Raw genomic sequence first — 20449 nt, 5'->3', positions numbered from 1 at the left:
AAGGAAATTTTGGAAGAGGAGAACAAGGAGGGAAAAGCTATGTATATACCGTTGATGTTGCGAGACTCCGCAGACGATATTAAGCAGCAGGGTATGAAAGAAGGTATGGAAAAAGGCATGGAGAAGGTTGCTCAGAGAATGCTCGCTCGTAATATGTCGGTCAGCGAGATCGTTGACATAACCGGACTAAGCGAGCAAGATATACTTTCCCTTTAAATGTCTCTATGCGCTTAAAAGCGGCAGGTTCGATTCGTTTTCTTGAAACAATGGCTTCCGTCACTGCTCAAACAGACAAAGCATTTGCAGTGAAAGGCGTTACGATAAAGCGATTCTCATCCAACGGCTTCAGCCGTTGGATGAGAATCGCTTTATCGTAAGCGGCAAAACTCTTTTTCTTCAATACCTCTGTCGCGTATCGCTCCGCCAATTTTATGACTTCCTCGGTTTTTTCCAAAAGTGCGTAATCAATTAACTCCATTTGCTCCTGGAGGTAAGACAATTTCGGCTCCGAGCAATCGTCAATTTCCTCCATAACCACAGGTTAAATAAACACTTCAAACGTACCCTTCCGTATTTCCTCCCAGAGTCGCTTCGTATCGACTTCTCTGTCCGGCACATCCGGTGCGTCCAGATGGCTGATTACCGACATATTGAGGTAGATCTTGAGTCGCTTCATGCGAGGAGCTCCTTTCTGTGTTTAAGTTTTGTAAACTTCTCTCCGATGCGCGACTCGTACCACTAACACAATCAAAACATCGTCATAAATCTCGTAGATTACCCGGTAATCATCAACCCAAAATTGGGGACAGTAGGCATTATCCAATGATACCATCTCAGGTGGCGTTCCTCCACTCCTCGATCAATACCCACAGAGATGATGATTATTGGATTTGGGGAGCCCTAAAAAAAGGGCCGCCCCTCTGACAGTTCTTGCATTGATTCTCGCGTTCTCGCGTTCGGAATTTCTCGAAGAGAAACCACATAACGGCTGATTTCCGCTACAGCATCGTCTGAAAGCGTGTCTATTACCTGATGCAAATTTTGTCGTTCCATTGTCGCCGTTGTCATGCTGGCTCCTCTTCTCTGTCGCTTTTGTTCAAGATTCGATTCTTGTGTTTGCTTTTTGGCCTCTCAGTTTCTGCAACGGCCTTTCGTATTTCCTCAAAAGGAACACCATAAAGCGCCGACATTTGTTCGGCAAGCCGTATTGTTAGATCACTAATCCCTGATTCATACCTTACTACTGAATGTATTCCAATCCCTAGTTTCACAGACACCTCTGCTTGCGATAAACCTGCTCCAGAACGCAGTTTTCCCAAGGGGTTACGATTTTTATCTGTCCATCTCGGCACTTGAACCACCTCCTAAACTTATGATAATTCATTTTTGACAAATTAAAATAGGGACTTTTGTCTATTGTGATTTGCCAAAAAGGAATATACTATTTTGCAAATAAGAAATAACAAATAAAAAACGAACCTTGACAACCAGAGGGTAGGCACAAACCAGGGAATCGGGTCAGCGGGATAAGGGACCGAACGGTCAAACACAAGAAAGTCCAAAGGAGTCGAAACGTATTCACCTCCTTTCTGTGGAAGCCGATCCAGTTTTTTCGACTCTCCAATTTTGGAGCGTCCTCCTATCCCATTGCGAGTTCTCTGTGGAAGTCAACGTGGCGTGGATTGCGACAGATTGCGCTTGGTAGCGTGACAACCGTTACCAACTCGATTTTTCGCTCCTGATTTTTCAGGAGCGAAATTCGGGAAACGCCCCATCAACAAAAAACAGCCAATCCAAAGTTGGCGTGGCGAGAATTTTCAGACAACTTTTCAAGTTTTCGCTCCCCAATTTTGGGTAGCCAATTTTGGACAGCTGACCTCAAATTTGAGGCCAGTGTGGCGTCTGTGGAACTATTTGATAAATTTATCAGATAGCGTATAGGCTCGATTAAATCGAGCACGACAATTCAGACAATTTCTACCCCAACAGAGGACCTCGAAGCAATCTTTGCCGAGCGCACGAAAAGCATAAAGGAAAAGCATAAAGAATGAAAGCAGCGACCGTGAACCGTAAGGCAAAAGAGATGATGGACGACGGCAAGATTACGGCAAGAATTGCTGAGCTCCGGGCGCCTGTGATCGAAGCGTCACAACTCACGCTCGAAAACCACCTTGACAAGTTGGCTCAACTCAGGGACGAGGCCCGATATTCGATCAACCTTCACCAAATACATAACCAGACCCCGAACTCGACCATCTGACAAAGGTCTCCACTCTGTATGGACCCCTTGAGGTAATCCAGCCCACAATGCCGTACCGACGTTCCAAAACGCCTCAGAACGTGTTTTAAATCTTTGGGAGGAACTGATGCCTCTTTGGCGATTAGACACTTCTAGAGTGTCTGAGAAGGCACAAGGGAGGCTAAACAGATTTATACCTCTATGAACTTTTAAAATGGCAGATTGAGCTGAGTCGGGATGAAGTCGGGATGAAAAGGATGTAGAAAAAATCTACACCCCTGGTGGAACAATCCTCAACTGGCTCAAAAATATCACTTTTGATCATTCTAACCAAGCCTCACCAACGGAAAGTATGACAAAGGATGACACGCGGAATTTTCTGTTTCCGTTTGGGGGCGCCATAAAGAGAGACTGGTACGAAAAATTTTCGTATCAGGTCAAGAGTGGGGGGTGTTTGCCTGGCTGCAATCTCCTCAACTTTGAGGAGATTGGGATAACCACAGAAGGGAGCCCCACGCATGAAGCGCCTTAAATCCACGCCACGTGGTTTTACTCGAAGCTGAGTAGAACATTCGACAGCAAAGGTTGACTGCACCATTTCGTGCAGTCCTCTGGGTTGCTTGGGATTTAAACGGGTGTCTTGGAGGCTCGCAAACGGGGGCCTAAAGGAGCCCCGCGTCGATCCACGCGGTCGGGGTAGTCAGGTACCTCAAAATGAGGACCCACTCAGCTCGGAAGAACCCCGCGCAACGGGGAGGTTACGGGGAGGTTTTGTTTCAGTTGTTTCGGGACGCGCCACGGGGTCGGAACCAATCCAATCCACTTGCCCTTGCCCTCAGAAACGCTGACCCCAAAATTGGGGTGAGTGATGGACCTATTTCATAAATTTATGAAATAGGTCAGATACTGGGTTTGCCAACCCCGTCGCCAACTCTATTCACCAAAATTGTTGAATAGTCTTCGTTTTCGAACTAGGGCAAAAAATGCACGAGTTGAAGACTTTTTCCGTTTTTCCGGAAAAAGGGCGGATACTGGGTTTCAGTGGACTTGGGACCTTTTAACAATTTTGTTAAATACCGGAAGCCGCCCGTAAGTATTTTATCGAGTGTGAAAGACGTGCGAAAGAATCGACCACAATCTTTCTCCTTGCAGAAGCGGACTGTTACAACCAAGACATGAGATGCGGGGCTTCGGTCCCGCTTATTTTAGGAGGAGGAACACGCGAAGGCTAAGGGGTGAATCAAATACCTGAGCGGGTGGATACAGCTATAACAATGGAGCATACCCTAAACAACTTCTAGCGAGTCATTGAGTTTCATCGCCGCTGTTCTGGCTGGCCGTTTCCCGTGGGTTTCTTGTGTTTGACTGTTCGGTCCCTTCTCCCGCTGGCCCGATTCCCTGGTTCGAGCCTACCCTCTGGTTGTCAAAGTGTGCTTGGTTCTGGTTCGTGATGTGTTCCTTACTTGATGGGATACCATGCGTCTAGAGGACAGGTGTACTTTGCAGGGAGGCCCGTTTCCCTGGCGCTGTAAAAGTCGGCAATTCCTGGATCATCCCGCGTGCCGCCGTGTTAAACCACAAACCACTACCGCCAGGGGTCAAGCCCAAGAAGCAGCGTCTAGCTGCCGAGAAGGCCGCGATCCTGGCCGAGGCCAAAGGGACGAAGGAGGGAACACCATGACCACAGCGACAGCAGAAGTTGAGAGGCCAAACGCAACGTCGGAACGTCAAAATCTGCACCAGGCGATAGAAAACCTGTCCGCTTCCGCACTTGAGAGATTAATGCATTATATCGAGTTCCTACGCTACGAAGACCGCATGGAAGAGCTGGAGGACGAGGAGGACCTTGCTTATATCGAAGCGCATAAGGATGAACCTACAGGCCCGTTGAGCGAAGTGATCAAGGACTACGAAGCGCAATACGGTTCATTCACTAGAGTTTAAGGTCTCTGCTCGGAAACAAATTGCAAGCCTACCCAGGGCATATGCAGACCGAATCATTAAGGCCACCGAAAAACTCACCGACAATCCCCATCCACACGGATGCAAGAAGCTGAAGGGTATGGAGACGTGGCGTATCCGTGTTGACAACTATCGGGTAGTCTACGAGATTCACGACGACGTTTTGATTGTACTAGTGGTGCGGGTTGCGCATCGGAGAGAAGTTTATAAGACTTGACATACTCCCACGGCTAAAGCCTGTGGGGTTCTAAGATCGACAAAGACAGCCGACTGAAACCGGCCTTACGTCTTCTCCTTTAAGAGTGGATACCCCCACTCTACAAAAAGAGCATGAAGAGCATGAAGCTCTTATTTTCGTTCGGCGTTGGATATTTTACGTTCGGGACTTCCCCGAACAACCGCCTATATCCAGTTTTCAAGGTGCAATGCCGCAGGATTTTATCCCATGTCGACGTTAATAAAATCATATCACGGAAGGAACATTTGACATGAGCAAAACGAAGGGCAAAACAAACGCGTTTGTTTTGTATTTGATTTCTTGCCATATGTCTACTTGTACTGTTTGAGCTTGACGAAGACGAATTACTCGCGAGCGATAACCCCATGGACCTCGTTCTCTATGCCGCGAAGTTTGCGCTGAAAATAAAAAACAACTCCCAAAATTCAACTTTCTGCGAAAAACAGTAGAACTCCTCAATGAACGGAGCTGGAGCATGGAAGAAAAACGAGATCTGCTGCTTTTCATTAAGCGCATTATTAATATGAAGGATAAAATGCTGATAATGCAATACGAGGGGAAAGCTATGTATATACCGTTAATGTTGCGAGACTCCGCAGACGATATTAAACAGCAGGGCATGAAAGAAGGCATGGAAAAGGCATGGTAAAAGGCATGGCAAAAGGCATGGAGAAGCTTGCTCAGAGAATGCTCGCTCGTAATATGTCGGTCAGCGATATCGTTGACATAACCGGACTAAGCGAGAAAGATATACTTTTCCTTTAAGTGTCCCTATACGCTTAAAAGCGGTTGGATATTGCGTATGCTCGAAAAAGAATCCGCGCAAACACAAACTTTTTAGGAGGAAATACCCATGGAGAGACTGGAGATATCGGAAGAAAACAAACTCGCCGGCGACGTCATTCACGTCGTCCTGGCCGTCTACGACCCGAAGGGCACGTATGCGAGACACGCGGGGGTCGTCATGGCCTCCATTTTCGAACGAACACGGAACCCCGTTCGCGTTCACATTCTGCATGACCAAACGCTGACGGAGCACAATCGTGTCCTTTTGACCGAAACCGCGGAATCCTACGGACAGAGTGTCGAATTTCACGATGTCATGCCCCACATGGGGCAGTTGGGAGAGGATGCCATAAAGCTGGCGCAGCAGTGGTCGATTGGGACATTGTTTCGCTTGCTGATCGTGGAAGTTCTTCTTTTGGACAAAGTGATCTACCTGGACTGCGATGTGGTGGTCAACATGAATATCCGAGAACTCTGGGATATTGCCGTGGACAATTGCGCTTTGGCTGGAGTGTTGGACCGGCCGGCAAACAAACCCTACAGACGGATTTCCGCCAAAGCGTTTAGGTTCAAACATATAGGTTGCGACCAAGCGACCTATATCAACGCTGGTGTTTTATCGATAAACCTTTATCGGATAAGAAAAAAATACAACCTGACCCAAGAAATCGTCCCATGGTTTTCGCGCCACAAACGTTACATAGACACGGTGGACCAGGACTTGATTAATTCATATTTTCGCGGGGACATCAAAATCATCGACGGCAGATTCAACAATGGTCACGTTTTCATAAACGCCAACTTCTGCGATGACCTGAACGACCCAAGGATCGCAAATTCTATCCTTCACGCTATCCTTAGTCCCAAGCCTTGGGAAGCTCTGAAGGGATTTGCTATGGACCGGTTGTATTGGAGAACTTTTCTCAAAACGCCCTGGGGCCGCTTGGAACCGGAAAAAATAGTGGACCTTATGATCGACGTGGCCGAAAAATCACCGCTCACCCACCGGCGGACATATCAGTGTTACAAAAGGATTTTTTTCCGCTGGCGGAAGGACATTTTTCTTAATGATATCGTGGTCATCGTTTGGTTTATGATGCAAGAGCTTTATGACAAAATAAAATCCTCGCTGATCCAAAGGAAGATAGAGAAAATATGAGCGATCTGAAGGCGTTATAGGTTGAAATGCCGATAAAATTGTCAATGTTTTGCTTGATGTGGTGAGAGACCCTCCTTTGAATGTGGTGAGAGACTTTCCTTTGAATATGGTGAGAGACTCTCCTTTGAATATGGTGAGAGACTCTCCTTTGACGCATCGAAAAACCTCGCTATGTTATAAAAAGATATTTTCACGCCTCGGGAGGAACTTTTTTGCGACGATGTCGCGAAAATCATTGGATTTTTAATAAAAGACCTGTACTATTACACATAGAACGCAAGGTATGTTCAAGATAGAATTTTCATGATTGGATGGCTCGAAGCATGAATGAATGGGAAGACGAAAGCCTCGAATATAAAAATCGGAGAAAGTATCGGCTGGCTTTTCTCCTTCGGGATTTGGGGGAGGGAGGAGCGGCGCGCTCGGCTTTACGCCTCGCCAACGGTTTAGCGCGAGATGGTCAGAGTATCATTATGCTTTTATTCGCGAAAAAAGGCCCTCTGCTGCGTGAGGTGGATCCCAAGGTCGAAGTTGTAGATCTAAAGGGCTCATTTCTTCTCTTATTAATGTACCTCCGTGCTTTTCGTGCGGATTTTCTCCTTCCCGTCTACACCTCCATGAGAGCGCTTTTGGCAAGGCTTGTATTGCGCGCCTCCTTTCATGTTATTCTGTCACAGCGTAACATGTTCACTCTGGACCGCGGACCTGTGCAAACGCGTTTGCGCTTTCTGCGCTGCCGCCTTTTATATCCGCTCGCTTCAGCCTGCATCTGTATTTCTCGGGGCGTCGCGGAGGAAATGAGGACTCTGAGGCTTATCAAGTCGGAGAAAATCCGCGTCATTTACAACCCCGTTCTGACAGATGAACTCTGCGCCCAAATGGAAGCTCCTCTAGATCACCCTTGGTTTAAGGAAAAGGTGACGGTTGTTTTGGGCGTTGGGCGCTTGGGCGTCCAGAAGGATTTTGCGACATTGATCCGGGCGTTTGGTCTATTGGCTCCTCGGCGCCCAGAGCTGCGGCTTTTGATTTTAGGCGAGGGTAAACAAAGGGCGATGCTGGAAAAGCTCGTGCGTAAACAAAATCTCGCGAGCCGAGTCTCGTTGCCCGGATACGTTTCTAACCCCTTTCCGTATATGAAACGCGCGGCGCTTTTCGTCATGACGTCTCGTTTCGAGGGGTTCGGCAACGTCGCGGCCGAAGCTCTGGCCTGCGGCTGTTCCGTCGTTTCCACAGATTGTAAAAGCGGGCCCGCCGAGATATTGGACGATGGAAAATATGGTTATTTGGCGAAGACCGGAGATGCCTCCGATGTAGCACGGGCCATAGAGGAGGCTTTAAAACACCCTCTGCCCGTCGAAAAGCTGAAAAAGCGTGCCGCGTTTTTTTCGCAACTGCGCGCAGTCAAAGAATACGAACGATTGTTCGATGACCTGACGATTCGAGAGTAACCGAATCTGAATGATAATGTGACGATGGAAATGTGTCCAAGAAAGAGAGGGGAGTCGTCATGTTGGAGCGCAAAATGCCGAAAGGGAAGTCATCGGGGCTACGTCCCCAACCAGGAGAAAAAGTTTTGTGGATACGTTTCAGCGCCTTCGGCGACGTCCTGCAAGCGGCGGCATCGGCGCATCGATTTAAAATGAAATATCCGGAGGTTCATTTGACGTTTTTGACCCATCTAAACTATGCCAAGATATTGGAAATACAGCCTTATATTGATGATTTGCTCTTTTGGGATGTTAAGAAACGTCCGTGGGATTTTTTCCGCGTGCTACGAGAAATCCGGGCGTCGAACTTCAAGTGGTTATTCAGCCTGCATCGGGGAGCCGCCGCCGCCAGTATCGCTTTTTTTAGCGGGGTGCGCCAACGTTTTGGCTACAACAGCGGGATGCAGCTCTGCTACAAAACCACGCATTGGGAGTGCTTGGATAAGCTGGGCGTGGACTTTAAAAATCGAGATGAAGCGGCGATTTTTGTGCTTCCAGAGGACAGGGAAAAAGCCGAGTCGATGCTCTCAGGTTTGCCCGACAAAAAAATCTTCGCCGTCATCGGAGCCAGCAAGCCACAAAAATTCTGGCCTATCCAGCACTGGATCAAGTTCTTGTCGCCTTTGGTCGCCGAGGGCTGGGGCGTGGTCCTGAACGGTCACGGCGAAACAGAGGCTCGAACGGCGCGGGAAATCGAGGAGGCTCTGCGGAGCCGCACAGTGCTGACTTTGGTGGGACAAACGCCTTTCCCTCTCATGGCCGCTGTGGCGGCGACCTGCTCCGTTGCTGTGGGCAATGACACGGGACCCCTGCATCTCGCCGCGTTGGTTGGGACGCCGACGCTGGGTTTTTTCGGGGTTACGGACGCCTACGGGATGGATTTTCGTATGCCCTGGTTCCGAGAGGCGCGGGTGAGCTGCCCTCAGGCGGGTTGCCGCAATTACCGTTGCCCAGTCGACTGCCTGGCCGACATCTCACCTGCCCAAGCGCTCCATGCCTTTCGAGAATTTACCTCTTAGGATTACAACGTTCGGGTGAGAATGTGGAAGTTTTCGCTCAAAAAGTCTTTTACCGCCGAGCCTTGTCGCGACTACCACCAGAGGAACGAGAACGAGAACGGAGCCGGGATATTCCTTACGAGTATTCTTTGAACGCCCTGAGTCGGATTTTCTTCGAGACCGGAACGCGCCAGGGATGGATCGAAGACGGAGGGGGACAAGAGGGCCCTGTTGTTTTGGCCGTCTCCGGGGGCGGCGACTCCATGGCCCTTTTATGGTTGTTCCGAACTTTTTATGAGGGAAAAATCATCGTCGCGCACTTGGAGCATGGCATTCGCGGCGAAGCGTCCCAGGAAGACGCGAGTTTCGTCCAGGAAGCGGCTCAATGTTGGGGCTTGGAGTCGGAGGTTCGGCACGTCGATGTTCCGGGGCTCTTAGAGAGGGGCGAATCTCTGGAGATGGGGGCCCGGCGTCTGCGTCACGCTTTTCTCGAATCCGTCGCGCGAAAGCGCGGTGCTTGGGGCGTCGCTCTGGGACACAACAAAGAAGACGTAGCCGAGACCGTGCTGTTCAATCTTTTACGTGGGGCGGGTGTCCGTGGCGTCGCAGGGATACCGGAGCAAAGGGGGATTTTCTTCCGCCCCCTATTACATTGTTCTAGGGATTTTCTGCGCGCCATTTTGCGTTGCCGCGGAATCTCTTGGCGTGAGGACCAGTCCAACGCGAACGAGGTTCACACGCGAAATTTCCTCCGCAACCAACTGATCCCCCTCGTTGAGAAAAAGCTCAACGCGAAAGCCGTCGATCATTTAGTGGCGTTCGCCGAGGAAATGGGGTATTATCGTCGAGAAGAGGAAAGTTACGGCACCGCTCTTTTGGAGGCTGTTATTGTTTGCGACACCCATAAAAAGACCGGAAATGACGAAAAAAGCGGTAACCTTGATCGCGAAAAAGTACGGGCCCTCTCTCTGCGAGAGAGGGTTCTTCTGGTTCGGGCGATGGGACGCCGCTTGGAAATTCCGACGCTTTCCCGCGAGCGCGGCGAGAAGCTGGCGTTTTTGATGGGAGGAAAGAAGCGTTTCGAGTTTCAATGGAATGGAAGGCTATCCGTACTGGGAAGCCGAGACCGGATCAATTGGGTGTGGCGTTAGGGCAAAGAATTGATCGGAGAGTGACGGGATGGGCAATTCTAAAGAAATTTCCGGCTACAGGAGAAGCGAAGTATTGTTTTCCGAAGAAGCGATTACCGAGCGAGTCCGAATTTTGGCGAAGAAAATCGTGTCCGAGACGCGAGGAGGGGAATTATTGGCCGTGGGGATTTTGAACGGGGCCGTGATTTTTCTGTCGGACCTGCTACGCTGTATGTCCCCGGACTTGGATGTGAGAATGGACTTCATGTCGGTTTCCTCTTATGGGGACGCGGCAAAAAGCAGCGGCGTTGTGCGCATTCTCAAGGACCTGGGTAGCGACATTGAGGGTAAAAACGTTTTAATCGTGGAGGACATTATCGACACGGGATTGACGTTATCTTACCTTTTGGATATTCTACGCGCGCGAAGGCCATCCAGCCTCAGAACCTGCGTGTTGTTGGACAAGCGCGAAAAACGCGAGGTCGCAGTGAACGTCGATTACTGCGGGTTTACGATTCCCGACGTTTTCGTGGTGGGATACGGCTTGGATTGTGCCGGAAAATGGAGGCATTTACCATCTATCTGCGCGGTAGAGTTCTAATTCCTTGTTCATGTTCCATCTGTTTATGTTAGAATCACGAAGTTGAATTTTACGCGTAAGATAAGGTTTAAGATTAAGATGGGGTTTAAGATTAAGATAAGGTAGGAGAGGCGGCGATGTTTTGGGGCGGGTAGTGAAGAATCTGGGTCTGTACCTGATTCTTATTGTTTTGGTGGTCAGCCTGGTGAACATGTTTTTGACGCCAGCTCAGACTCAACCACAGTATATTGAAATCAGCTACAGTACGTTTTTGTCGGAACTAGAGGCTGGACGGGTCGTTGCGCTTTCAATTAGAAACAACACGTTGCCGGGCGAATCGAGTTCCGCGACGTTACGTGGTGAGTTGAGAGACGGAAACAGGTTTTTGACCTATAGCGTGGAAGCTAGCGATCTGGCGGCCCAGGCGGCGAAAAAAGGTGCCGAGGTCACTATTGAGGCTCCACAAAAGACCTCATGGTGGGTGACGATTCTGTCTTCGCTCTTTCCGACGCTCCTGTTGATCGGGGTGTGGATCTTCTTTCTTTACAATATGCAGGGTGGCGGCGGAAAGGTCATGTCCTTCGCGAAGAGCAAGGCCAAGCTATTCCTGGACAATCGACCCAAAGTCACCTTCGCGGACGTGGCTGGTTGCGACGAGTCGAAAGAAGAGTTACAGGAAGTTATTCATTTCTTGAAAGATCCCGCGAAGTTTACCCGTTTAGGGGCGAAGGTGCCGAGGGGCGTTTTGCTGCTGGGACCTCCTGGCACGGGGAAAACGCTTTTGGCTCGCGCCGCGGCGGGAGAGGCGGACGTGCCGTTTTTCAGCGTCAGCGGATCCGATTTCGTCGAAATGTTTGTGGGTGTGGGCGCCGCCCGTGTTCGCGACCTTTTCGATCAGGCCAAGAGGTATCAGCCTTGCCTCATCTTTGTGGATGAGATAGATGCCGTAGGGCGCCATAGAGGAGCGGGCCTCGGAGGCGGTCATGACGAGCGTGAGCAGACTTTGAACCAGCTTCTGGTGGAGCTAGACGGTTTTGACGACGCAAGCAGCACGATTTTGATCGCGGCGACAAACCGTCCGGACATTTTGGACCCGGCTCTGTTGCGCCCCGGTCGCTTTGATCGTCATATTGTGGTGGACCGCCCCGACGTCAACGGGCGCGAGGCCATTCTCAAGGTACACAGCAAGGGCAAACAAATCGACGACAGCGTGGTACTGGGTATATTGGCCCGCCGGACTCCTGGTTTCGTGGGGGCAGACTTGGCGAACTTGGTCAACGAGGCGGCACTTCTAGCCGCGCGCCGCAACAAGAATAAAATCGGCATGGACGAGTTCGAGGAGGGTATTGAGCGCGTCATGACTGGCCCGGAACGCAGGAGCCGATTAATCAGCGACAAAGAAAAGAAGATTATCGCCTACCATGAAGTAGGTCACGCGTTGGTAGCGAAGAAACTGCCTGAGAGCGATCCCCTCCATAAGATTTCCATCGTTCCCCGAGGACACGCGGCTTTGGGATATACGTTGCAACTACCCGAAGAGGACCGTTTCTTGGTGTCCAGGTCGGAGATGTTGAACCGTATCAGCATTTTGCTCAGCGGACGCGTGACGGAGGAGTTAATCTTCGGCGACGTGACCAGCGGTGCAGCTAACGACCTGGACCGCGCGACAAAAACGGCCCGCCAGATGGTGACGGAGCTGGGTATGAGTGATCGGCTGGGATTGGTGAAACTGGGACGTAAGCGAGAGGAGATTTTCTTGGGGCGCGACATCTCCGAGGACCGTGATTATAGCGAAGAGGTGGCCTACGCCATCGACCAAGAGGTCAAGGCGATCATCGACTCCTGTTACACTAAAGCGCGGGAGATTTTGTCGGAAAACAGGCCGTTGGTCGATAGAATCGCGGTCATTTTGCTGGAACGAGAAACCTTAGACGGCAAGGAATTTGAGGCGCTGATGAACGGAGAAGAACTTCCGGCCCAAGAAAAATCTGAGAAAAAAGAAACGGAAGGAGAAGCGCCAGCAGAACAAAAACCTGACACCAAGGAGCCGCCGAAAAACGAGTTTATGGCATAAGAAAAACCATGAGGCTTTGCCCCTCAACCTAAAAAACCCACAAGGGACTCGTCCTCTAATCCTGTTTTTTTCTTAATATTTTTTTCTTAATAAGTTGTGGATTTTTGTGATTGACAAAAAAAGTTTCGGTGTTATTCTGTCTCGCATGATCGAGAATGATCTGAAATAGGCGCGATGAAGAGGACGAGTAGCTTGCAAGTTATTTTAAATTTACGCACAGAGAGGCGAGAACCAGAGGCTGAGAGTTCTTGCCGCGTAAAAGAAGCGAAGACCCCCTCCGAGCGGACGTTGAGGCCAGGTTGAATCTCACATTATAAGACCGGATAAAACGCCGGGGATCCGCCCCTTACAGCGGATTTGAGAGCTATTCCCTGCCCCGTGAAGTCGTTTCTGACGGGACCGAGGGAATGGAAATGGAGTGGAACCGCGACAGATGGGTATCCCCGTCGTCTCCATAAGTGGAGGCGGCGGGGATATTTTTATACTTTCATATTTGGATTGTTTCATATTTGGATTGGGGGATAATGGAGATGTTGAAGTTCGAGAACAAGGGGAAGTCCTGCGAGTTGCGGAAGGAATCGGTGAGGGTGTCCGAAATCTTGGCCGAGTTGGGGCTCTTGAAAAAAGCTCTGGCGGGTAAGGTGGAAGGGGAGTTGTTGGACCTCAGTCGGGAGATTTTTCCGAAGAACGAGGGCGTTCATTCCGCTCTTGCTATCGAGCCCGTACTGGCGACTTCGGAAGAAGGGCTCGAAATTTTGCGCCACTCCACGGCGCACCTAATGGCTCAGGCGGTCGAAAGGCTCCATCCAGGAGCCAAGTTCGGAATCGGCCCCTGCGTTAAAGATGGATTTTACTACGACATCGACCTTCCAACTCCCTTGACGGATCAGGACTTGCCCGCGATCGAGGAGGAGATGCGCAAATTGGCCGGCTCAGGGGAGAAAATCGAAAGGGTCGATATGGCAAAAGACGAGGCCTTGACATTTTTCCAGAAGCGCGGGGATCTTTATAAGGTGGAGCTGATTTCGGAGCTGGATGTCCCTACCGTGTCGATCTACAAACAAGGAGACTATGTAGACCTCTGTCGAGGGCCCCACGTACCGGACACGTCCTGGCTTCGGAACTTCAAACTGCTCTCCCTGGCCGGCGCGTACTGGCGCGGCAACGAAAAGAACGTCATGTTGACCCGAATTTACGGGACGGCCTTCGCCACGCCGGAGGAATTGAAGGAACATCTGCGGCGGCTGGAAGAGGCAAAGCTCCGCGACCATCGGAAGCTGGGTAAGGAACTGGATCTCTTCAGCCTCCACGACGAAGGGCAGGGGTTTCCCTTCTTCCACCCCAAGGGAATGGTCATCATCAACTGTTTGCTGGACTTCTGGCGCCGCGAACACACGAAACGAGGTTACGATGAAATCCGCACTCCTCTCATCCTAGACCGTTCCCTCTGGCTCCAATCTGGGCACTGGGATCATTACAAGGAAAACATGTACTTCACGGAGATCGACGAAAAGCCCTTCGCCATAAAGCCGATGAACTGCCCCGGCGGAATGTTGGTTTACAAATCTCAGATCCATAGCTACCGGGACCTGCCCCTCAAGATGGCGGAGCTGGGCATTGTGCACCGCCACGAGCGCAGCGGTGCTTTGCACGGACTGATGCGCGTGCGTTGTTTCACCCAGGACGACGCTCACCTGTACTGCACGCCCGATCAGGTCAAACAAGGGGTGATCGGAATCATGGCCCTGTGCGACTACATTTACAAGGACGTGTTCGGTTTCAACTACAGGGTTGAGCTTTCCACCCGCCCAGAAAATTCTATGGGGGAGGCCGCACAATGGGAGGCGGCGGAGGATGCTCTGAGAGAGGCCCTGGAGTCCTCCGAAATACCCTATCGCGTCAACGAGGGCGATGGCGCCTTCTACGGGCCAAAAATCGACTTCCATCTGGAGGACTGCATCGGCAGGACCTGGCAGTGCGGCACCATCCAGCTCGATTTCCAAATGCCGGAGCGCTTCGACCTGACCTACGTGGGGGCGGATGGGAAAGAGCACCGTCCCGTCATGCTGCACCGGACGGTCTTGGGCAGCGTCGAGCGGTTCCTGGGTATCCTGATCGAGCACTACGCAGGAGCATTCCCGTTCTGGATCGCGCCAGTGCAGGTCAAGCTCATTCCCATCCAAACCTCAGGGTCCGCCTCCCCTGAGAACTGCGTATCCCACGAAAAGTTTGTCCAAGAGCTGGCCGAGATCTTCAAAGGCTGGGGTCTGCGGGTGGAGATCGACGGTCGAGACGAGAAACTGGGTAAGCGAATACGAGACGCTCAACTGCAAAAAGTACCCTACATGATCGTGGTCGGGGACAAAGAAGTGGAGTCGCGTCAGGTCGCGGTCCGCGAGCGTGTCAAAGGCGACCTGGGCAGCATGTCCCTTGATATGTTCAAGTCTGTCTGCAAGGCGGAGTTCTCGCCCTTAAAGAGCTAAAGAGCTCTTCTCAGGACAGGGGGCGCTCGGTTGACGGGCGTCTCCTATTCAGCTTGTGTAGGTGAAATGAACGCGCCATTCCAGGTCGGGGCAAAGCCAAGGATCCCCTCCGGCGGAGAGACGGGCGCAGATGGCTTCTACGTCACCTGCCGCTTGAGGGGCAATGAGGTGGGTAACGTTCATAGAGGCGAAACACTCGCGCAACCAGGGCAATCCGGGCCCCTGGAGAAAACAGCCTTTTTTCCCCATCAAGACGTCCGCTGTGGAGATTAACCAACGGTCGCGTATGGCCTCGGGTGAAAGCCATACCCACTCCGCTTCCTGGATTGCCGATGGAAAATCCTTTTGCGGGAAACAGTCCGGTCCCTGACGGTTGTCGTCGAAGATGGCCAGCTTCCAACCCCAGTCCCGCATCAGGGAAACCAGTTCCCGCTCGTACCCCAGTACGGCCACTCTATCTCCCCGGGCGCAGGGCATAATGACGTCCAGACGGAACCCGCCGTCGGGAAACGGCAGAAGCGCCGAACAAGCCGCCGTGGCCGCCGCAAATTCTTGGGGGAAGGGAGAGACGATCAATTCCGCCAGTTGGACAAGGGAGCCTTCGAGCAATTGGGTCGTATGAGACTCCCGGGCCGTGTGGGCTTCTTTCAGAGAGTTGGGTACGCACCCAACGCCCCATCGACCGTCGTCGGCAACGACGACGCTGGCGTGCCAACCTAAAACCAACTTCGACACCGAAGCGTTTTCACATTTATGCGCGGCGTCGATCACCTTCTCGAAAAATCCCATCTTACACCCCGCTCAAGAGAGATATTTGCGCAATTTGATCAAAACTTCTTCCAGATTAAAGGGTTTGCCGATGTGATCGTTCATGCCCGCCTCTATGCAATTTTCAATGTCCTCGCGGAAAACGTTGGCGGTCATGGCCACGACGGGGATTGTCTTCGCGTTGAGCGCGTCCATAGCTCGTATGCGCCGAGTGGCCTCCAGACCGTTCATCTCTGGCATCTGCATGTCCATGAAGATCATCTCGTATTTTCCCGGCGCGTCGGCAAACATTTTCACCGCTTCGACACCGTTTTCCGCGCAGTCGATCATCAAATTCACCGGTTCAAGGAGGGCCAAGACGATCTCGCGATTAATCTCCACATCCTCCACCAGCAAAACGCGGCGATTTTTAAAATCGTCGCCGTCTTCCCCTTTTTCCCCCGCCGGCGTACTTTCCGAGCCAACCGCCTCCAAACATTCGTTGATACAGTCGGCGATGTCTGAGGAAAAGATGGGTTTCGGTAAAAATTTATTCACTCCTACGCTTTTCGCCTCGTCTTCTATAGCGTTCCACTCTGCGGCGGAGATCATCACCACCACAGACTTATCCTTCCATTTCTCCTTGACTCGCCTGGAAAAAGCGATCCCGTCCATGTCGGGCATTTTCCAATCCACGAAATAAATGTCATAAGGACCGTTCTTTTCAATGAAGGTAAGGGCTTCCTTGCCTCCGGTGGCCGTGTCACAAGCGACCTCCAATTGATTCGCGATCTCGGAGAAGTATTGGCAAACCTCTAAGTCGTCATCGACCACCAATACCCGGATATTTTCCCAGTTCACCCCTGGGCGCAATAGGCTGGCGTATTTTTCGGCGCCTCGAGCGGCTTCCATGGTGAAGGCAAACGTGGAACCTTTTCCTTGCTTGGATTCTACCCATATTCTGCCGCCCATCATATCGACAATGCGCTTGGAAATCGCGAGTCCGAGCCCCGTTCCGCCGAACTTGCGGGATGTGCTGCTTTCGGCCTGCTCGAAGGAGCGGAATAATCGGCGCTGTTGTTCCGAGCTGATTCCTATGCCGCTATCTATGACCTTCATTTGGATGGCGCACTTGCCGTTTTCCTCTTTGAGGAGGCAGGCGTCGAGTCGAATAGATCCTCCTTCCGGTGTGAACTTTACGGCGTTGGAAAGCAGGTTTGCCAGCACCTGAGCCAAACGCTGATCGTCCCCAATCAGTGTGCGGGGAATGGCGCCATCTAGGTGGGCGGAGAAGTTCAGCCCCTTTTCCTCCACGCGGAAGTTGATGACGTTCACCACCTTTTGGAGCATCTTTTCAAAAGAAAACTCCACCAGAGAAAGCTCGAATTTGTTTGCCTCTATTTTCGACATGTCGAGAATATCGTTAATAACCCCTAAAAGATGTGCCGAGGCGTCTCCGATTTTCGCGAAGGCGTAATCCTTTTTCTCGATGTTTGACGCCGACCTGCCGATGGAGGTCATTCCGATGATGGCGTTCATTGGGGTCCTCATCTCATGGCTCATGTTTGAAAGGAAATCGCTCTTCGCGCGGCTGGCTTGTTCTGCTTTCTCCCTCGCCTGTTGCATCTCGGTAACATCGGTGGTCACCACGATATAGCCAATCCTTTCACCATTTTTATCCAATAAATAATAGGCAGTGCCATGGATATATTGGTTGGCATTTTCGTGGTAGTAAACTTCCGCCTCGCGTCCTTCCTGGAGCGCCGTCAGTGGGCAGTATTTTGAGCCGAAGGGATAGATGTTGTTCTCGATGTAAGGAGAACCCACGACCTGGTCCAAGGTCTTCTCCCGGTACGTAAGCCCGTATTCGTTCATGTAGATGATTTTGAGGTTCATATCGGTGATGGTTAGAGGGCTGTTCATGCTGTCCACAATGCTGTCGGCCATATCGTCGAAGGAGTTTGCCAAGATGTCGAACTCGTCTTTCATCGTGGTGTTAAAACGGAATTGTCTTTCGCCAGCTCTGAAACGGGAGATACCTTCGATAAGCCGGGTGATGTTGTCCGTTAGGAACGACGCGATCCATATCGCCACGAACATCACTGCAGCGATCAGAATCAAGGTGGTTGCCATGAGCCGCGCGAACGTACTTTTGAGGTTATCCTCGACGACCGATTCAAGTGCCGTTTCCGTCGCCCTAACCGGAGCCTGGAAGTCTTCGAGTCCCGCGCCAATGGTCACGATGGCGAAACCGCGTTTGGAGAATCCATTGGCCTCCGACGGAGCGTACTGTCCGGTGTAGTAAGGAATCGCGGCAGCGGTGGTGAGCTTATACAGACCGCTCCAGAGGATGTAAAAGGAACCGGACCCTCCATCTTTCGTCAGGTCCATCCAACCCGTGCACTGAGGAGCCGTATTGAGGTAACGTCCATCGAGTCCCACCAGTCCCGCCTGAGTCAGAGGCAAAGCCGGCCTCTTTGTTCTTGATTGCCCGTCGAAGGTTTTTTGCCCTTTGATGAGTTCAGAGGTGGGCCGCTGGTTGAGGAGCGTAGGCCAGTTTTCCTCCAGGTCCTTCAAATCATTTCCCCCGATTTTTTTGAGCAGATCCTCATAGATCGAAGATTCGAGCCACGGAATTTCAGGAGTCCCGGTCTCCGGGTCCAACCCTACGATCGAGTGATGTCTGGGATGGCAGATGTTGCGGCATTGATAGTCCCAGATGAAGGCGTAATTTCCGTCGTAAGCGCTGGGCAGTTCCGTATAGCGATTGCTCATGGGGGTAACGTGGTCCGTTATCTCCATGATGTGGTCGTGATTCAGGGCAAACGTGACATAGCCGATGATATTGCCCGTCTTGGATCCGTCGTCCGTCACCGGAGTAGCCCAGCGGACGATGCCCTCGAAACGCCTTCCGTTCGGATTTTCCTTGCCGGCGTAGGCTTCCTGTTCGGGGTAGAAGCGGACCGCCTCCACCCGCTGGATCAACGCCTCTAGCCTGTCCTCGAATCCTTTGGCCTTCGCGGTGTTTTTTATGGCCTCAAGTCGATCCCTCACGGCTTTTTGGGTTAGATTATTCACTTCTTGATAGTCATTTTCTGGAATGGACAATGCCGGTATCTCACTGTTTTTCAGATTCGTCAGGCTTTGTATGAGGCCAGTGGCGCGATTGGGAGCTTCCATGCCGTTCAGCCCCGCGATTTCCACGTTGATCAGGTTTACGATCATCTGCTTGGGCGTATACATGCCGATAAAATGCGATCTCACATAAGCGCCGACCACATCCGACACGTATATCTCACCGGGTCTGAGCTTTTTCAACTCCTCGAAATAGACTTCTCCACCCACATAAGTGTTCTTGCTTTCGGCGATATTCCCCAGCTCCGGGCTCATAGGGTAAGAAATTTTGCGCGGCGACGATGAGAGCAGTTTGATTTTCTCCATTCCGTCGAGGGCGACGAATGTTATCTCGTCGTAAAGGGGAATGTCTTTATATTCGAAGCTCTCTGGCGGGCGATAGTGATAACTCGCCCCGTCCACGACATCGTTGTTTTCGGGGTTGGTGGACACGCCTCCGCCCTCTTGGGGAAACACCGAGAGGGCGGGAACCCAGGACATACCATCGGGGGCGAGTTTCCATTTGCTCTCTTTGACGAGCCTCCTGGTGTTGCTGTCGATGAATTGGCGGTAGAGTTCCTCCGACGGTTTCATGCCAGAGAGAAAAAGAATGTCGTCGTCGCGCCCGTAAAGAAACTCGGCGACCCTTGATGCCATATCTGTCGTCATGCGTTCGACATTTTCGATAGCGTTGGCGTTCAGAGCTACAGTAGAGTCGTTCATAGCCTTGGTTCGTAGCATCTGTCCTAGTGTAATAATTTGCTGCCACGCGATAATGGATAGGGTAATGAGAGGAATGACCTTAATGACCAGAAAAACGACGATAAGTCTTGTCCGAAGTCCTAAACGCATACCCAACACGGCCAAAAATTTTTCCGTGGCATTGCCGAGATATTTTAAAATTTTTTCCACTTTACTCCCTCGCAAGTTCCTCAAACTACTTCAAAGCACTCGTGCAATCATAACTCAAATTTCGTGTCATAAAAATACGTTTAAACTCTTGAAAGACAATTTTATTGGACATATCGGCGCTTTAAACGCCTTCGATCTTCTGTATCTCCGAAATGATTTTTGTTAAAATAAAGACAGCTTACAATAAAGTGATGAGAAAGCCAACGGCTTAGCCGTTGGCTGAGATTGGATGAAAACCGCAACGCCGCCAATGGCGGCGTTTGTTTTGTATTTGGTTTCTTGTCATATGTCTACTTTCATATTAACCTCCTTTTTCATATTAAACTCCTTTTATGGCTTATCAACGTGAGATGCGGGGCGGAACACGACCGGGATATTAATGTGGCTGTAAATATTCTCAGAGTGGGGACATCCACTTTTAAAGGAGAAGACGTAAGACCGGTTTCAGTGGGCTGTTTTTGTCGATCTTAGAATCCCACAACTTTAATCGTGGGAGTATGTCAAAAAAAAGCAAGACACAAAGCAAGACACAAAGAAAGA

At 51.0% G+C, this 20449-nt stretch carries 18 protein-coding genes; 12 read left to right on the top strand and 6 right to left on the bottom strand.

Going from position 1 to position 20449, the window contains the following annotated elements:
* The coding region (locus tag LBJ36_00200; GenBank protein MDR1377462.1) for a hypothetical protein at positions 1-216 on the top strand (216 nt) is incomplete at its 5' end.
* 67 nt (positions 217-283) lie between these two features.
* Here the strand turns inward: LBJ36_00200 and LBJ36_00195 are convergent.
* From LBJ36_00195 to LBJ36_00180, 4 genes are all read right to left on the bottom strand, one after another.
* On the bottom strand, positions 284-532 hold the full coding sequence (locus tag LBJ36_00195) for a hypothetical protein (GenBank protein MDR1377461.1): 249 nt from the start codon (positions 530-532) through the stop codon (positions 284-286).
* Between the two features lie 165 nt (positions 533-697).
* The gene (locus LBJ36_00190) at positions 698-832 is read right to left on the bottom strand and encodes a type II toxin-antitoxin system RelE/ParE family toxin (protein ID MDR1377460.1); all 135 of its coding nucleotides are present in this window, start codon (positions 830-832) and stop codon (positions 698-700) included.
* 68 nt (positions 833-900) lie between these two features.
* On the bottom strand, positions 901-1068 hold the full coding sequence (locus tag LBJ36_00185) for a hypothetical protein (protein MDR1377459.1): 168 nt from the start codon (positions 1066-1068) through the stop codon (positions 901-903).
* Positions 1065-1352 (bottom strand): helix-turn-helix domain-containing protein, encoded by a 288-nt coding sequence (locus tag LBJ36_00180; GenBank protein ID MDR1377458.1) that lies wholly within the window; start codon positions 1350-1352, stop codon positions 1065-1067. Before LBJ36_00180 ends, LBJ36_00185 begins: the two co-directional genes overlap by 4 nt.
* Positions 1353-2047: 695 nt before the next feature.
* Between LBJ36_00180 and LBJ36_00175 the strand changes: the two genes are divergently transcribed.
* The 11 genes from LBJ36_00175 to thrS all read left to right on the top strand — a co-directional run bounded on the left by LBJ36_00175 (position 2048) and on the right by thrS (position 15136).
* The gene (locus tag LBJ36_00175) at positions 2048-2260 is read left to right on the top strand and encodes a hypothetical protein (protein ID MDR1377457.1); all 213 of its coding nucleotides are present in this window, start codon (positions 2048-2050) and stop codon (positions 2258-2260) included.
* 1656 nt (positions 2261-3916) lie between these two features.
* Positions 3917-4183: a hypothetical protein gene (locus LBJ36_00170; protein MDR1377456.1), complete on the top strand. Its 267-nt coding sequence runs from the start codon at positions 3917-3919 to the stop codon at positions 4181-4183.
* Between the two features lie 19 nt (positions 4184-4202).
* Positions 4203-4418, top strand: coding sequence for a type II toxin-antitoxin system RelE/ParE family toxin (locus LBJ36_00165; protein ID MDR1377455.1), 216 nt, complete (start codon positions 4203-4205; stop codon positions 4416-4418).
* Positions 4419-4914: 496 nt separating this feature from the next.
* The gene (locus tag LBJ36_00160) at positions 4915-5088 is read left to right on the top strand and encodes a hypothetical protein (GenBank protein MDR1377454.1); all 174 of its coding nucleotides are present in this window, start codon (positions 4915-4917) and stop codon (positions 5086-5088) included.
* 204 nt (positions 5089-5292) lie between these two features.
* The gene (locus LBJ36_00155) at positions 5293-6384 is read left to right on the top strand and encodes a glycosyltransferase family 8 protein (protein ID MDR1377453.1); all 1092 of its coding nucleotides are present in this window, start codon (positions 5293-5295) and stop codon (positions 6382-6384) included.
* Between the two features lie 323 nt (positions 6385-6707).
* The gene (locus tag LBJ36_00150; GenBank protein ID MDR1377452.1) at positions 6708-7832 is read left to right on the top strand and encodes a glycosyltransferase; all 1125 of its coding nucleotides are present in this window, start codon (positions 6708-6710) and stop codon (positions 7830-7832) included.
* Between the two features lie 59 nt (positions 7833-7891).
* The gene (locus tag LBJ36_00145) at positions 7892-8890 is read left to right on the top strand and encodes a glycosyltransferase family 9 protein (protein ID MDR1377451.1); all 999 of its coding nucleotides are present in this window, start codon (positions 7892-7894) and stop codon (positions 8888-8890) included.
* A 62-nt stretch (positions 8891-8952) separates the two neighbouring features.
* Positions 8953-10020: a tRNA lysidine(34) synthetase TilS gene (gene tilS, locus LBJ36_00140; GenBank protein ID MDR1377450.1), complete on the top strand. Its 1068-nt coding sequence runs from the start codon at positions 8953-8955 to the stop codon at positions 10018-10020.
* A gap of 28 nt (positions 10021-10048) precedes the next feature.
* Positions 10049-10600 carry a hypoxanthine phosphoribosyltransferase gene (gene hpt, locus LBJ36_00135; GenBank protein ID MDR1377449.1) on the top strand — a complete coding sequence of 184 codons (552 nt, stop codon included), beginning with the start codon at positions 10049-10051 and terminating at the stop codon, positions 10598-10600.
* Between the two features lie 121 nt (positions 10601-10721).
* On the top strand, positions 10722-12653 hold the full coding sequence (gene ftsH / locus LBJ36_00130) for an ATP-dependent zinc metalloprotease FtsH (protein ID MDR1377448.1): 1932 nt from the start codon (positions 10722-10724) through the stop codon (positions 12651-12653).
* Positions 12654-13183: 530 nt separating this feature from the next.
* Complete coding sequence (gene thrS, locus LBJ36_00125) at positions 13184-15136, top strand: threonine--tRNA ligase (protein ID MDR1377447.1); 1953 nt, start codon at positions 13184-13186, stop codon at positions 15134-15136.
* 48 nt (positions 15137-15184) lie between these two features.
* On the opposite strand, the gene LBJ36_00120 is transcribed toward thrS, so the two are convergent.
* The gene (locus LBJ36_00120; GenBank protein ID MDR1377446.1) at positions 15185-15925 is read right to left on the bottom strand and encodes a hypothetical protein; all 741 of its coding nucleotides are present in this window, start codon (positions 15923-15925) and stop codon (positions 15185-15187) included.
* Between the two features lie 12 nt (positions 15926-15937).
* Positions 15938-19909 (bottom strand): response regulator, encoded by a 3972-nt coding sequence (locus LBJ36_00115; protein ID MDR1377445.1) that lies wholly within the window; start codon positions 19907-19909, stop codon positions 15938-15940.
* Positions 19910-20449 lie beyond the last annotated feature (540 nt).

It is taken from the genome of Synergistaceae bacterium (assembly GCA_031267575.1).
Taxonomy (GTDB): domain Bacteria; phylum Synergistota; class Synergistia; order Synergistales; family Aminobacteriaceae; genus JAIRYN01.
Note: the sequence above shows the minus strand (reverse complement) of the source record. Positions and strands in the feature narration are given on the sequence as shown.

Coding starts and splice junctions, on each gene's coding strand:
- LBJ36_00150 (MDR1377452.1), top strand. CDS start 6,708: ATGAATGAATGGGAAGACGAAAGCCTCGAATATAAAAATCGGAGAAAG.
- LBJ36_00190 (MDR1377460.1), bottom strand. CDS start 832: ATGGTATCATTGGATAATGCCTACTGTCCCCAATTTTGGGTTGATGAT.
- LBJ36_00160 (MDR1377454.1), top strand. CDS start 4,915: ATGGAAGAAAAACGAGATCTGCTGCTTTTCATTAAGCGCATTATTAAT.
- LBJ36_00185 (MDR1377459.1), bottom strand. CDS start 1,068: ATGACAACGGCGACAATGGAACGACAAAATTTGCATCAGGTAATAGAC.
- thrS (MDR1377447.1), top strand. CDS start 13,184: ATGTTGAAGTTCGAGAACAAGGGGAAGTCCTGCGAGTTGCGGAAGGAA.
- LBJ36_00155 (MDR1377453.1), top strand. CDS start 5,293: ATGGAGAGACTGGAGATATCGGAAGAAAACAAACTCGCCGGCGACGTC.
- LBJ36_00195 (MDR1377461.1), bottom strand. CDS start 532: ATGGAGGAAATTGACGATTGCTCGGAGCCGAAATTGTCTTACCTCCAG.
- LBJ36_00145 (MDR1377451.1), top strand. CDS start 7,892: ATGTTGGAGCGCAAAATGCCGAAAGGGAAGTCATCGGGGCTACGTCCC.
- LBJ36_00120 (MDR1377446.1), bottom strand. CDS start 15,925: ATGGGATTTTTCGAGAAGGTGATCGACGCCGCGCATAAATGTGAAAAC.
- LBJ36_00175 (MDR1377457.1), top strand. CDS start 2,048: ATGAAAGCAGCGACCGTGAACCGTAAGGCAAAAGAGATGATGGACGAC.
- hpt (MDR1377449.1), top strand. CDS start 10,049: ATGGGCAATTCTAAAGAAATTTCCGGCTACAGGAGAAGCGAAGTATTG.
- LBJ36_00170 (MDR1377456.1), top strand. CDS start 3,917: ATGACCACAGCGACAGCAGAAGTTGAGAGGCCAAACGCAACGTCGGAA.